Origin of the sequence: Streptomyces sp. NPDC102360, from assembly GCF_044766085.1 — a bacterium.
GTDB lineage: Bacteria > Actinomycetota > Actinomycetes > Streptomycetales > Streptomycetaceae > Streptomyces.
On sequence record NZ_JBIWLG010000005.1, the window covers coordinates 145661 to 157878 of the forward strand.

Below are 12218 nucleotides of genomic sequence, written 5' to 3' on the forward strand. Positions count from 1 at the left end.
GTGAGGGAGACTCCGGTGAGGGAGATCAGCGGGCGTAGTACTCGACGACGAGCTGCTCGTCGCAGATCACGGGGATCTCCTTGCGGTTCGGGTCACGGTCCAGGCGGAAGGCCAGGGCCTTCAGGTTCACCTGGAGGTATCGCGGGGTCTCGCCGTCGGGGGCGAAGCCACCCTCACGCGCGACCTGGAACAGCGGCTTGTTGCGGCTGCGCTCGCGGACCATCACGACGTCGTCGGGACGGACACGGAACGACGGCTTGTCGACCTTCTGGCCGTTGACCTCGATGTGGCCGTGGCCGACCATCTGACGGGCCTGGTAGATCGTGCGGGCGATGCCCGAACGGAGAACCAGGGCGTCGAGACGACGCTCCAGCTCGATGACCAGGGCCTCGCCGGTCTTGCCTTCGGCCTTCTTGGCGCGGTCGTAGGCGCGCGCCATCTGCTTCTCGCTCAGGTCGTACTGCGCGCGCAGACGCTGCTTCTCGAGCAGACGGACCTTGTAGTCCGAGTTCTGCTTGCGGCCACGGCCGTGCTCGCCCGGCGGGTAGGGGCGGGCCTCGAAGTACTTGACAGCCTTCGGGGTGAGCGCGATGCCGAGGGCACGCGACTTCTTGACCTTGGGGCGGGACTGGTTCGGCATGAACCAAACACCTCGTGTTTCTGATGCGAATACGGCTTCACCAGGGGTCGGGGAGGTCGCAATCCGCAGCCCGGGAAACCCACCGCTGTCCTTGCGGACGGTCGGCGGGCAGCCGCTCCCAGGTCTGGGCACATACGTGCAGCACGCGAGTGGCCCACCGACCGGGCTCCGGTCCCTTGCGGGCCGGGCTGGTGGTGGGCTGCCCGCGACACCTTCGACGGTGCGCGACGCTCCTGGATCTCCTGTGCCGCGCGGAGACCGCACGGTTCGGGGGATCCGGCTTGATGTCCCGCTCTGGTGGTGCCGGTCTCCCTTTCGGGATGCCGGACACGGGACACAGCACTTCGGGGCAGTCTACCGGATCAGTCGGACCCCTCGCCGCCAGGGCCTCCGAGCCGCTCGCGGACCCGCTCCACCACGTCCGCGTACCGGGCCTCCGCCCCGTAGCGCGTCGGCTGGTAGTAGCGGCGGCCCGCTATCGCGTCCGGCGCGTACTGCTGGGCGGCGATGCCGCCGGGCACATCGTGCGGGTACACATAGCCCTGTGCGTGGCCCAGCTTGGCGGCGCCCTTGTAGTGCCCGTCACGCAGATGCGGCGGCACGGGTCCTGCCAGGCCCTTGCGTACGTCCTCCATGGCGGCGCCGATCGCCGTCGTCGCCGCGTTCGACTTCGGGGCCAGGGCGAGGGCGATCGTCGCGTGGCTCAGGGTGAGCGCGGCCTCCGGGAAGCCGATCATCGCGACGGCCTGGGCGGCGGCGACGGCGGTCGGTAGGGCCGTCGGATCGGCGAGCCCGATGTCCTCGCTCGCGGAGATCATCAGGCGGCGGGCGATGAAGCGGGGGTCCTCGCCGGCCTCGATCATGCGAGCCAGATAGTGCAGCGCCGCGTCCACGTCCGAGCCGCGGATGGACTTGATGAGGGCGCTCGCCACGTCGTAGTGCTGGTCCCCGTCCCGGTCGTAGGTCACCGCCGCGCGGTTGACCGACTCCTCGACGCTTTCGAGGGTGATGCTCTCCTCGCCCTTGGCGATGGCCGCTCCGGCCGCCGCCTCCAGGGCGGTGAGCGCGCGCCGGGCGTCGCCGCCGGCCACCCGCAGGATGTGCTCCTCCGCGTCGTCGGCGAGCTTCACCGCCCCGGCGAGGCCGCGCTCCTCGGTCAGCGCCCGCGCGAGCAGCCCGCGCAGGTCGTCGTCGGTGAGCGATTCGAGGGTGAGCAGCAGGGAGCGGGACAACAGCGGGGAGATCACCGAGAAGTACGGGTTCTCCGTGGTCGCCGCGATCAGCGTCACCCAGCGGTTCTCGACGGCGGGCAGCAGGGAGTCCTGCTGGGCCTTGCTGAAGCGGTGGATCTCGTCGAGGAAGAGGACGGTGTCCTTGCCGTGAGCGCCCAGTGCGCGCCGGGCGCCCTCGATGACGGCGCGTACTTCCTTGACGCCCGCGGTGATGGCGGACAGCTCCACGAACCGCTTGTTCGTCGCCTTGGACACCACGTACGCGAGCGTCGTCTTGCCGATGCCGGGCGGGCCCCAGAGGATCACCGAGGAGGCGCCCGCGGGCCCTGAGCCGCCCTCCCCGACGAGGCGGCGCAGCGGCGAGCCCTGCTTGAGCAGGTGCTGCTGCCCGACGACCTCGTCGAGGGTGCGCGGGCGCATCCGGACGGCCAGGGGGCTCGCGGACGGGTCCTTCTCCTGGCGGTCTTCGGCTGCGGCGGTGAACAGATCGGGTTCCACGATCAGAACCCTAAGTCACGGCACTGACAACGCCGCGGGCGCCGGTCGGTGCCGGGCCGCTCAAGCCGCTCAGGCCCAGAGGCTGGAGCCCCAGCGCGTGAAGATCAGCACGGCGATGACGCCGATGTGCAGCACCGGCAGGGCCCAGGTGAAGTCCTCGAAGAACGTCTTGACCGGGCGCGGCGCGGGCAGGAAGCCATTGCGGATGTTGGACGACGTGACGTACCAGAACATGATGATCGTGGCGACCCAGGCGAGGCTGCACCACAGGCACAGCGCGTTGATCCGGTACAGGGACTGGAACTGCAGCCAGGTCACGAATCCGACGCCGAAGAGGCAGCCGAAGTTGAAGGTCAGCCAGTACCAGCGCGGGAACCGCGCGCGGGCCAGCAGGCTCATGCCGACGCCGATCACGATGGCGTAGGTGACGAGGCCGAGCCACGGGTTCGGGAAGCCGAAGGCCGTCGCCTGCTCGCTCTTCATGATGTTGCCGCAGGAGATGACCGGGTTCAGGGAGCAGCCCGGCGTGAAGTTCGGGTCCTCGGCCAGCTTGAGCTTGTCGAGCGTGATGATCCACGAGGCGAGCAGTCCGGCCGCCCCGGTGATCACCAGAAGCAGCCCGAAGGCCCGGCTGCCGCCGACGGATCGCAGTGCGGGCTCGGCACCGGTGTCACGGGAGACGGTGTCGCTTGCTGTCGTCGTCTTGCTCATCACGCCGATCCGTAGGTGAGTACGCGAGTGGGAGTGCTGCGGTCGTGCTCATTCTGCCGCACCCGCCCCGGGGTCCACCGTTCGTTGGACATAAGCGTGTACGCCCCAGGGGGCCAAATCGTTCGAGCCCCCGGAAGCCTGTTCCGGGGGCTCGAACATCAACTGTGTAAATCTGCCTACTTCAGCTTCGCGGTGAGCACGTTCACGAGCTCGTCGACCGCGACGGCGTCCTGCTCGCCCGATTCCATGTCCTTGAGCTGCACGACGCCCTCGGCCAGATCCCGTTCACCGGCGACGAGCGTGAAGCGCGCGCCCGACCGATTGGCGTTCTTCATGGCGCCCTTGAGGCCCTTGCCGCCGAAGGAGAAGTCCGCCGAGACCCCGGCCTTGCGCAGCTCGGTCACCTTGGCGAACAGCACGCGCCGCGCCTCCTCGCCGAGCGGCACCGCGAACACGCTGGTGGTGGCGGGCAGTTCGAGCGCGACGCCCTCCGCCTCCAGGGCCAGGACCGTACGGTCCACGCCGAGTGCCCAGCCGACCGAGGGCAGCGAGGGGCCGCCGATCATCTCGGACAGGCCGTCGTAGCGGCCGCCGCCGCCGACCGCGGACTGCGAGCCGAGTCCGTCGTGGACGAACTCGAAGGTCGTGCGGGTGTAGTAGTCCAGGCCGCGGACCAGCTTCTCGTCGTCCTCGAAGGCGACGCCCTCCGCGGTCAGCAGCTCGCGCACCTGCTCGTGGTACGCCTTGCACGCGTCGCACAGGTAGTCGCGCAGCAGCGGCGCGTCCGTGAGCTGCTTCTGCACGTCGGGCCGCTTGTCGTCGAGGACGCGCAGCGGGTTGATGTCGGCGCGGCGCAGCGTGTCCTCGTCGAGGTCGAGGCCGCGCAGGAAGTCCTGGAGCGCGGCCCGGTAAACGGGACGGCACTCCTTGTCGCCGAGCGAGTTGAGCAGGATGCGGAAGTTGCGCAGCCCGAGCGAGCGGTACGCCTGGTCGGCCAGGATGATCAACTCGGCGTCGAGGGCCGGGTCCTCCGCGCCGATCGCCTCGGCGCCCACCTGGGAGAAGTGCCGGTAACGGCCCTTCTGGGGGCGCTCGTAGCGGTAGTACGAGCCCGAGTACCAGAGCTTGACCGGGAGGTTGCCCGCCTTGTGGAGGTTGGCCTCCAGGGCGGCGCGCAGCACGGACGCGGTGCCCTCGGGGCGCAGCGCGAGCCTGTCGCCGCCCTTGGTCTCGAAGGCGTACATCTCCTTGGTGACGATGTCCGTGGACTCGCCGACACCGCGCGCGAAGAGCTCGACGTTCTCGAAGCCGGGCGTCTCGATGTAGCCGTAGCCGGAGTTCCGCAGCGGGGCGGAGATCGCCTCACGGACCGCGAGATACGTCGCGGAGTCCGGCGGAAGCAGGTCGTAGGTGCCCTTGGGGGCCTGGAAGGTACTCACGGGAGGTTCTCGTCACATTCCTCGTCGGGGAGCCTCGGTGGAGGGTCCCTGGCCGGCGGCCACCTGCCGCAGATACGGGTTGGTGGCACGCTCCTGGCCGATGGTCGTCTGGGAGCCGTGTCCTGACAGCACCACGGTCGAGTCGTCGAGCGGCAGGCACACACGGCCCAGCGATTCGAGCATGTCGTCCATGGAGCCACCGGGCATGTCGGTGCGTCCGATGGAGCCGGCGAAGAGCAGATCGCCCGAGAAGAAGACGGACGGGATGTCCGCCGCCTCGGGCATCTGGAAGGTCACCGACCCCTTGGTATGGCCCGGCGCGTGCGCGACGCCGAAGTCGAGCCCGGCGAGCTTCAGCCGCGCGCCGTCGGACAACTCCCGCACGTCGTCCGGCTCCCCCACGGTCAGCTCGCCCATCAGCGGCATGCCGATGGAGCGGCCGATGCCCTTCTCCGGGTCGCTCATCATGTAGCGGTCGTCCGGGTGGATCCAGGCCGGGACGTCGTGCGCCCCGCAGACCGGGACGACCGAGGCGACATGGTCGATGTGCCCGTGCGTGAGGACGACCGCCACCGGCTTGAGGCGGTGCTTCTTGAGCGCTTCCTCGACTCCCTGAGCGGCCTGGTGGCCGGGGTCGATGATCACGCACTCCTCACCCGCGGCGGGGGCAACCAGATAACAGTTGGTGCCCCAGGCTCCGGCGGGGAACCCGGCAATCAGCACAATCGTCCTTCGTGTGTCGTGGAAAGTCGTCCGAACAGAATGCGGCGGATCAGAGCCTACCGGCGCGGCCGAATCCACAGCGAACCCATATACGGTACGGGGCACTATCAGGTGCCCCTGAAGGTCACGAGACGTACGAGGAGAAGACCCGGTGGTCAGCAAGGATCAGCGGCAGCGTCAGCTCGCCCGGGAGAAGTTCCTGCGCCAGCAGCAGCGGCGCGAGTCCGCTCGACGCAAGGCGCGCACCCGCAACACCGTGATCGCCTCCGTGCTCGCGGTGGTCGTTCTGGGCACGGGCGGCGCGTACGCCGCCGGGGCCTTCAGCGGTGACGGCAAGAAGGACACCTCGGACGCTGCGGCCAGCCCGTCGCCCTCCCCGAGCAAGAAGGCGTCGGAGCCCAAGATGGCGATCGACAAGAAGGCCGCGTACGACATGGCCTTCAAGACGAGCGCCGGTGACATCACGGTCGCCATGGACGCGGCGAAGACCCCGCACACCGTGAACTCGTTCAAGCACCTCGCGGACAAGGGCTTCTTCGACGGGACGAAGTGCCACCGCCTCACCACCAAGGGCATCTACGTCCTGCAGTGCGGCGACCCCGAGGGCACCGGCGCGGGCGGTCCCGGCTACACGGTCCCCGACGAGAACCTGGGCGGGCTCGGCAAGCCGGCGAAGGACGGTTCGGTCACCTACAAGGCGGGCACGGTCGCGATGGCGAACACGGGGCAGCCCGACTCCGGCGGCAGCCAGTTCTTCCTCGTCTACAAGGACAGCAAGCTGACGCCTACGTACACGCCCGTCGGCACGATGGACGCGAAGGGCCTCAAGGTCGTCAAGGATGTCGCCGCGAAGGGCGTCACCGGCGGCTCGGAGGACGGGGCGCCGAAGCAGGCCGTCAAGATCAGCAAGGCGACGGTCACCAAGGAGTGAGGCCACAGGGCCGCCCCACGCGCGCGTAGGCACGGAATTGAGCCGCGCTGAGTGCGGACAGTGGGGCGGCCGGTCGCCTAGATTGGCTTCGAGCGGCGCGGATTCGAGCCGCGTTGTGGAGGGCGGGCCGGGCCCGCCAGGAAACTGTGGACGATGCCCAGGGGCGATGCGCCCCGCGCAGGCATCATGTGGAGGAGGCGCTGTGAGCAGCGACCCGTGGGGCCGCGTCGACGAGACGGGGACCGTGTACGTGCGTTCGGCCGACGGCAGCGAGCGAGAGGTCGGTTCGTGGAAGGCGGGGTCTCCTGACGAGGCCCTGGCCTACTTCAAGCGCAAGTACGACGGCCTGGTCGTCGAGATCGGGCTCCTCGAACGCCGGGTGAAGACGACCGACCTGTCGTCCAAGGACGCCATGACGGCGATCGAGCACCTGCGCGAGCAGGTCACGGACGCCCACGCGATCGGCGACCTGGAAGCGCTCGGCAAGCGGCTCGACAAGCTGGTGGAGAGCGTCGAGGCCCGCCGCGAGGAGCGCAAGGTCCAGAAGGCCAAGCAGTCCGACGAGGCGCGGCACTCCAAGGAGGCGCTGGTCGTCGAGGCGGAGGAGCTGGCCCAGTCCGAGCAGTGGCGGGCGGCCGGCGAGCGGCTGCGCGCCCTTGTGGACACCTGGAAGGGACTGCCGCGCCTGGACCGCAAGTCCGACGACGAGCTGTGGCACCGCTTCTCGCATGCCCGCTCGGCGTTCTCCAAGCGCCGCAAGGCCCACTTCGCGTCCCTCGACGCGCAGCGCGAGGAGGCCCGCAAGACCAAGGAGAAGCTGGTCGCGGAGGCCGAGTCGCTGTCGAACTCGACGGACTGGGGTGCCACGGCGGCCCGTTACCGCGACCTGATGACGGACTGGAAGGCCGCGGGCCGCGCGCAGCGTGAGCACGAGGACGACCTGTGGAACCGCTTCCGCGGCGCCCAGGACGTCTTCTTCGCGGCCCGCAGCGCGGTGTTCGCCGAGCGCGACGCCGAGCAGGGCGAGAACCTCAAGCTCAAGGAGGCGCTCGCCGACGAGGCCGAGAAGCTGCTGCCGATCGAGGACCTGAAGTCGGCGCGCGCCGCGTTCCGCTCGATCAACGAGCGGTGGGAGGCCATCGGTCACGTCCCGCGGGACGCCCGCCCGAAGGTCGAGGGCCGGATGCACACCGTGGAGCGGGCCCTCCAGGAGTCCGAGGAAGCGGAGTGGCGCCGCACGAACCCGGAGGCACGCGCACGTGCGGAGGGCCTCACCGGCCAGCTGCAGGCGGCGGTCGACAAGCTGAGCGGTCAGGTCGAGCAGGCCCGTGCGCAGGGCAACAACGCGAAGGCGGACAAGCTCCAGCGGGAGCTGGACGGGCGTCAGGCGCTTCTTGACCAGGCGGTGAAGGGGCTGCACGAGTTCGGCGGGTAGCGGCCCACCGAGCACGTTGTACGGCCCCCGAGCACCGTGCTCGGGGGCCGTTCTCATGCCTCGGGGCTCTGCCCCGGACCCCGCTGCTCAATCGCCGCAGGGGCTTGATTTACGGCCGGCGCGCCGACGTCACCCGGTACACGTCGTACACGCCCTCCACGCCGCGGACCGCCTTGAGGACGTGGCCCAGGTGCTTCGGGTCGCCCATCTCGAACGTGAAGCGGGACGTGGCCACCCGGTCGCGGGACGTCTGTACCGCCGCGGACAGGATGTTCACGTGCTGGTCCGACAGGACCCGCGTCACGTCGGACAGCAGCCGCGAGCGGTCGAGGGCCTCGACCTGTATGGCGACCAGGAAGACGGACGACTGCGTGGGCGCCCACTCGACCTCGAGGATGCGCTCCGGCTCACGGGACAGCGAGTCCACGTTGACGCAGTCGCTGCGGTGAACCGATACGCCGCTGCCGCGCGTGACGAAGCCGATGATCGGGTCGCCGGGCACCGGCGTGCAGCAGCGCGCCAGCTTCACCCAGACGTCGTCGACGCCCTTGACCACCACGCCCGGGTCGGCGTTCGAGCGGCGCTTGGAGCGGCCGCGCGAGGGCGGTGCGCTCTCGGCGATGTCCTCGTTGGCGGCCTCCTCGCCACCCAGTGCCTGCACGAGCTTCTGGACCACGGACTGCGCAGTGACGTGGCCTTCACCGATCGCCGCGTACAGGGACGAGATGTCCGGGTAGCGCATCTCGTGCGCGAGCGTGACGAGCGAGTCGCCGGTCAGGATCCGCTGGATCGGCAGGTTCTGCTTGCGCATGGCGCGCGCGATGGCGTCCTTGCCCTGCTCGATCGCCTCCTCGCGGCGCTCCTTGGAGAACCAGGCGCGGATCTTGTTGCGCGCACGCGGCGACTTCACGAAGCCGAGCCAGTCGCGGGACGGGCCCGCGCCCTGCGCCTTGGAGGTGAAGACCTCCACCAAGTCGCCGTTGTCCAGGGTCGATTCGAGGGGCACGAGGCGTCCGTTGACGCGTGCTCCTATGGTCCGGTGGCCGACCTCCGTGTGGACCGCGTACGAGAAGTCCACCGGGGTGGCGCCGGCCGGGAGCGCTATGACGTCGCCCTTCGGCGTGAACACGAAGACCTCGTTGCGTGACAGGTCGAAGCGCAGGGACTCCAGGAACTCGCCCGGGTCCTCGGTCTCCTTCTGCCAGTCGAGCAACTGGCGCAGCCACGCCATGTCGTTGAGGTGGTCGTCCTTGCCGCCCTTGCCGGAGGACTTGGGCGCGTCGGTGCGCACCTTGGAGGCGCCCGCGACGGCCTCCTGCTTGTACTTCCAGTGCGCGGCGATGCCGTACTCGGCGCGGCGGTGCATGTCGAACGTACGGATCTGGAGTTCAACAGGCTTGCCGTTGGGGCCGATCACCGTCGTGTGCAGCGACTGGTACATGTTGAACTTGGGCATCGCGATGTAGTCCTTGAACCGCCCCGGAACCGGGTTCCAGCGGGCGTGGACGGTGCCCAGTGCCGCGTAGCAGTCGCGGACCGTGTCGACGAGGACGCGGATGCCCACCAGGTCGTAGATCTCCGCGAAGTCACGGCCGCGGACGATCATCTTCTGGTAGACGCTGTAGTAGTGCTTCGGGCGCCCTGTGACGGTCGCCTTGATCCGGGCCGCGCGCAGGTCGGACTGCACCTCGTCGGTCACTATGGCCAGGTACTCGTCGCGCTTGGGCGCGCGCTCGGCCACGAGCCGCACGATCTCGTCGTACATCTTGGGGTAGAGGATCGCGAAGGCGAGGTCCTCCAGCTCCCACTTGATGGTGTTCATGCCCAGGCGGTGCGCCAGCGGAGCGTAGATCTCCAGCGTCTCGCGGGCCTTCTTCTCCTGCTTCTCGCGCTTGAGGTAGCGCATGGTGCGCATGTTGTGCAGGCGGTCGGCGAGCTTGATGACCAGGACGCGCGGGTCCTTGGCCATCGCGACGACCATCTTGCGCACGGTCTCGGCCTGCGCGGCCTCACCGAACTTGACCTTGTCCAGCTTGGTCACGCCGTCGACCAGGAGCGCCACCTGGTCGCCGAAGTCGCGCTTGAGGGTGTCCAGGCCGTACTCGGTGTCCTCGACCGTGTCGTGCAGCAGGCCCGCCATCAGCGTCGCCGGGTCCATGCCCAGCTCGGCGAGGATCGTCGTCACCGCGAGCGGGTGCGTGATGTACGGGTCGCCGCTCTTGCGCTTCTGGCCGCGGTGCCAGCGCTCGGCGACCTGGTAGGCGCGCTCGACCTGGCGCAGCGTGGACGTCTCGATCTTCGGGTCGTTGCTGCGCACTATCCGCAGCAGCGGCTCCAGGACCGGGTTGTACGGGTTCGAGCGCTGCACGCCGAGGCGGGCCAGGCGGGCGCGGACGCGGTTGGAGGAGCCGGAGCGCGCGGCCGGCTGGTTCGTGGCCGCGCGGATCGCGGGCGGCGGCGTGGGGCGCGGCTGGTTGGCCGGGGGTTTGGTGCGCGGCTGGTCGGCCGCCTTGGCGCTCGGCGGCGCAGGCCTCGCCGTCTTCGCGTCCTTCCCGGGCGTGCCGGAAGGAGCCGCGGCGCGAGTGGCCTGTTCGTCTTGCGTGGCGGCGGAGAGTGGCTTGGCCTCGTCTGGCAACGGCGCTCCTCGTGCGCGACGGGTCCCCCGTTCAGGTCCCGGAGAGCCCATGGTATCGATCCGGCGCCCGCCGCTCGCCCTGGGCGGCAGGGACGCCTTCGTACTGGTGAAACACGAGAGGCGGGCACCGGATTCCTCCGGGCCCGCCGCCAAGGCTGTGACCTGTGGTTTTACACCACGAGCAGGGCGTCGAGCGGCGCTCCCTGGAGGGCGGATTCGAGCCGTCCGCGGCCCGGGAGAAAGCCCAGTTCCATGAGGACGGCGCAGCCCGCGACCTCGGCGCCGGCCCGGCGGATCAGGTGCACCGCGGCCTCGGCGGTGCCGCCGGTGGCCAGCACGTCGTCGATCACCATGACCCGGTCGTCGGCGCCGAGGTCCTCGGCGTGCACCTCGATCTCGGCGGATCCGTACTCCAGGTCGTACGACTGCGCGAGCGTCGCACCGGGGAGCTTGCCCGCCTTGCGTACGGGGATGAAGCCGAGGCCCGCGCGGATCGCGACGGGGGCGCCCAGGATGAAGCCGCGCGCCTCCAGGCCGACGATCTTCGTGGCGCCGTTGCGGACGCAGAGTTCCGCGAGCGTGTCGGTGAGGGCCGTGAAGGCCGCCGGGTCCGCGAGCAGCGGGGTGATGTCCTTGAACAGGACGCCGGGCTCCGGATAGTCCTGCACATCGCGGATGCGGCTGAGGAGCAGCTCCTTGATATCGGTCATTTCTGCACCTCAGCGTGTGTGTCAGGCGATTTTCAACGCGCCAACCTTAGCAGTCGCCGCTGTCGACGAACGCCGAGGGCGCCAGGGCCTCGACGGCTCCTGGCGCCCTTGTGGCGACGGTGACGGTCCGCCTCAGCGGCGCTTGCCCGAGGGGCGGCCGCGGCCGCGGTTACGGGCCGGCTGGTTGCGCGGTCCCGCGCCCGCGGGAGCGGTGTCCTCCGGATCGTGCTCCGTCGGGCCGCTCTGCGTGCCGTCCGCCTGGTGCCCCACGACGGCGGGCTCCTCGGCCTTGGCCGCGGCGGCGGCCCGCTTGGCGAGCACCCGCTTCTTGAGCGCCTTCATCTTCGGGTCGCGCTCCTTGAGGTCGGCGACCAGCGGAGTGGCGATGAAGATCGACGAGTACGCACCGGCGGCGAGGCCCACGAAGAGCGACAGCGAGATGTCGTTCAGCATGCCCGCGCCGAGGAAGCCGCCGCCGATGAACAGCAGACCGCCGACCGGGAGGAGCGCCACGACCGTGGTGTTGATCGAGCGGACCAGGGTGCTGTTGATCGACCGGTTGGCGACCTCGCTGTACGTGAAGCGGGTCTGCTTCTCCAGGCCCTTCGTCTGCTCCTTGAGCGAGTCGAAGACGACGACCGTGTCGTAGAGCGAATAACCAAGGATGGTCAACAGACCGATCACCGTGCCCTGCGTGACCTCGAAGCCCACGAGGGCGTAGATCCCGACGGTGATGGTGATGTCGTGGATGAGCGCGACGAGTGCCGCGAGCGCCATGCGCCACTCGAAGGCGATCGCCAGATAGATCACGACGAGGACCATGAAGATGGCCAGGCCCTGCCATGCCTTGTTGGCGATCGAGGCGCCCCAACTGGGGCCCACCAGGTCGGCGTTGATGTCGTCGGCCTTGATGTCCATGTCCTTGGACAGCTCGGCCTTGATCTGGTCCGACTTGGCGGTGTCGACGCCCGCGACCTGGATGCGCAGACCGCCGGAGCCGAGCTCCTGGACGACGGCGTCGTGGCCCGAGGCCTCCGTCGCGTACTCCTCGGCCTTCTGGGCCGAGACGCTGGTCTTGGGCGTCGTGAAGACGGCGCCGCCCTCGAACTCGATGCCCATGTTCAGGCCGCGCACCCCGAGGCCGACGATGGCCGTGATGGTGATCAGGATCGAGACGCCGTACCAGATCTTGCGCTTGCCGATGAAGTCGTAACCGACCTCACCGCGGTACAGCCTGGCGCCGAGATTGCCGAGCTTCGACATC

Annotated in this window: 10 protein-coding genes; 2 read left to right on the top strand and 8 right to left on the bottom strand. The window is 69.5% G+C overall.

Annotation, left to right across the window (positions count from 1 at the left end; translation table 11 throughout):
- Nucleotides 1–25: 25 nt before the first annotated feature.
- The 5 genes from rpsD to ACIRHA_RS21535 all read right to left on the bottom strand — a co-directional run bounded on the left by rpsD (nucleotide 26) and on the right by ACIRHA_RS21535 (nucleotide 5243).
- Complete coding sequence (gene rpsD / locus ACIRHA_RS21515) at nucleotides 26–640, bottom strand: 30S ribosomal protein S4 (protein ID WP_351335503.1); 615 nt, start codon at nucleotides 638–640, stop codon at nucleotides 26–28.
- Between the two features lie 362 nt (nucleotides 641–1002).
- Nucleotides 1003–2370 carry a replication-associated recombination protein A gene (locus ACIRHA_RS21520; RefSeq protein ID WP_403848009.1) on the bottom strand — a complete coding sequence of 456 codons (1368 nt, stop codon included), beginning with the start codon at nucleotides 2368–2370 and terminating at the stop codon, nucleotides 1003–1005.
- 69 nt (nucleotides 2371–2439) lie between these two features.
- Nucleotides 2440–3081, bottom strand: a complete 642-nt coding sequence (locus ACIRHA_RS21525) for a vitamin K epoxide reductase family protein (protein WP_403848011.1) — start codon at nucleotides 3079–3081, stop codon at nucleotides 2440–2442.
- A gap of 176 nt (nucleotides 3082–3257) precedes the next feature.
- Nucleotides 3258–4520, bottom strand: coding sequence for a histidine--tRNA ligase (gene hisS / locus ACIRHA_RS21530; protein WP_403848013.1), 1263 nt, complete (start codon nucleotides 4518–4520; stop codon nucleotides 3258–3260).
- A 12-nt stretch (nucleotides 4521–4532) separates the two neighbouring features.
- Nucleotides 4533–5243, bottom strand: coding sequence for an MBL fold metallo-hydrolase (locus ACIRHA_RS21535; protein WP_403848015.1), 711 nt, complete (start codon nucleotides 5241–5243; stop codon nucleotides 4533–4535).
- Between the two features lie 151 nt (nucleotides 5244–5394).
- Between ACIRHA_RS21535 and ACIRHA_RS21540 the strand changes: the two genes are divergently transcribed.
- Nucleotides 5395–6174 (top strand): peptidylprolyl isomerase, encoded by a 780-nt coding sequence (locus ACIRHA_RS21540; RefSeq protein ID WP_403848018.1) that lies wholly within the window; start codon nucleotides 5395–5397, stop codon nucleotides 6172–6174.
- Between the two features lie 202 nt (nucleotides 6175–6376).
- Entirely contained in the window at nucleotides 6377–7609 is a 1233-nt protein-coding gene (locus ACIRHA_RS21545) for a DUF349 domain-containing protein (RefSeq protein WP_403848020.1), read from the top strand.
- A 109-nt stretch (nucleotides 7610–7718) separates the two neighbouring features.
- On the opposite strand, the gene ACIRHA_RS21550 is transcribed toward ACIRHA_RS21545, so the two are convergent.
- From ACIRHA_RS21550 to secF, 3 genes are all read right to left on the bottom strand, one after another.
- Nucleotides 7719–10244 (bottom strand): RelA/SpoT family protein, encoded by a 2526-nt coding sequence (locus ACIRHA_RS21550; RefSeq protein WP_403848023.1) that lies wholly within the window; start codon nucleotides 10242–10244, stop codon nucleotides 7719–7721.
- A gap of 170 nt (nucleotides 10245–10414) precedes the next feature.
- Nucleotides 10415–10954 carry an adenine phosphoribosyltransferase gene (locus tag ACIRHA_RS21555; protein ID WP_403848026.1) on the bottom strand — a complete coding sequence of 180 codons (540 nt, stop codon included), beginning with the start codon at nucleotides 10952–10954 and terminating at the stop codon, nucleotides 10415–10417.
- Between the two features lie 132 nt (nucleotides 10955–11086).
- Nucleotides 11087–12217 (bottom strand): protein translocase subunit SecF, encoded by a 1131-nt coding sequence (gene secF, locus ACIRHA_RS21560; RefSeq protein ID WP_403848028.1) that lies wholly within the window; start codon nucleotides 12215–12217, stop codon nucleotides 11087–11089.
- Between the last annotated feature and the right edge of the window lies 1 nt (nucleotide 12218).

Bases quoted from the DNA above. Each gene is read 5' to 3' on its own strand.
- rpsD (WP_351335503.1), bottom strand. From the start codon at position 640: ATGCCGAACCAGTCCCGCCCCAAGGTCAAGAAGTCGCGTGCCCTCGGC.
- ACIRHA_RS21525 (WP_403848011.1), bottom strand. From the start codon at position 3,081: ATGAGCAAGACGACGACAGCAAGCGACACCGTCTCCCGTGACACCGGT.
- ACIRHA_RS21555 (WP_403848026.1), bottom strand. From the start codon at position 10,954: ATGACCGATATCAAGGAGCTGCTCCTCAGCCGCATCCGCGATGTGCAG.
- secF (WP_403848028.1), bottom strand. From the start codon at position 12,217: ATGTCGAAGCTCGGCAATCTCGGCGCCAGGCTGTACCGCGGTGAGGTC.